Genomic DNA, 1169 nt, shown 5'->3' on the forward strand with positions numbered 1-1169 from the left:
TGCTCCCCGTTCGCTCGCCGCTACTTAGGGAATCACTGTTGTTTTCTCTTCCTCCGGGTACTTAGATGTTTCAGTTCCCCGGGTATGCCTCCCACTCAAGGTGGGCTCTATTGGGTTGCCCCATTCGGAAATCTACGGATCTACACTTTTTTGCAGTTCCCCGTAGCTTATCGCAGCTTTACACGTCCTTCATCGCCTCTGCATGCCAAGGCATCCACCGTGTGCCCTTTTCCGCTTTGTTTATAGAACTTGCACGACCCTCATCTCGCGATGACGCCCGTGCGCAGCTTCAAGGTTTAATTGTGGTCTGCTTGGCTTGGGAAAGCCAAACAGATACCTTTGGCGTGTCTTGAATAAATCCAAGACACTAATATTGAGTGAATACAATGTTGCCATTGCATTCAACTACTTTACTCATTACTTCTTCATCATGTCAAAGAACTCGCCTCGCGCGCACTAGCTTAGCTAGGGCGCTTAGCGCTACCGGATCGCTCCGGCACACTACTCATTGGCTTCGGGAAGCTCACTTCCACTCAGGCGCCAATGCCATTATCAATAAATATCTACTCTAAAACGTGTGGAGCTACAGGGATTCGAACCCTGGACCCCTGCCTTGCAAAGGCAGTGCTCTAGCCAGCTGAGCTATAGCCCCCTCGATGTGGGCTTGGGAGGACTTGAACCTCCGACCTCACGCTTATCAGGCGTGCGCTCTAACCACCTGAGCTACAAGCCCCGCTCGGGTTTGAGGCTCCGGTCGGCCAGGGCCTTCCACGCCTTCAATTTCTTAAAGCACAAAACAGATTGTTTGTAACGAGCCGCGTAAGATCGTCGTCGCAGGTCATCCGAAGATTCCTGCAAACAAGCTCTCCGTGAAAGGAGGTGATCCAGCCGCACCTTCCGGTACGGCTACCTTGTTACGACTTAGCGCCAGTTACCAGACTTACCCTAGGCAGCTGCCTCCCGAAGGTTAGCACGCCGACATCAGGTACTTCTGACTTCCATCGCTTGACGGGCGGTGTGTACAAGGCCCGGGAACGTATTCACCGCGTCATTGCTGATACGCGATTACTAGCGATTCCAACTTCACGGAGTCGAGTTGCAGACTCCGATCCGAACTGAGAATGGTTTTATGGATTTGCGCCCACTCGCGTGGTGGCGACCCATTGTAC

2 tRNA genes and 2 rRNA genes are annotated in these 1169 nt (G+C 52.7%); all 4 read right to left on the reverse strand.

The window, feature by feature from the left end:
• Positions 1 to 241, reverse strand: a 23S ribosomal RNA gene (locus tag JJ896_18535); the annotation flags it as partial.
• Positions 242 to 578: 337 nt separating this feature from the next.
• Positions 579 to 652 (reverse strand) — tRNA-Ala (locus tag JJ896_18540).
• 7 nt (positions 653 to 659) lie between these two features.
• Positions 660 to 733, reverse strand: a tRNA-Ile gene (locus JJ896_18545).
• A gap of 139 nt (positions 734 to 872) precedes the next feature.
• Positions 873 to 1169 (reverse strand): 16S ribosomal RNA (locus JJ896_18550); the annotation flags it as partial.

It is taken from the genome of Rhodothermales bacterium (assembly GCA_017643395.1).
Taxonomy (GTDB): Bacteria; Bacteroidota; Rhodothermia; order Rhodothermales; family UBA10348; genus JABDJZ01.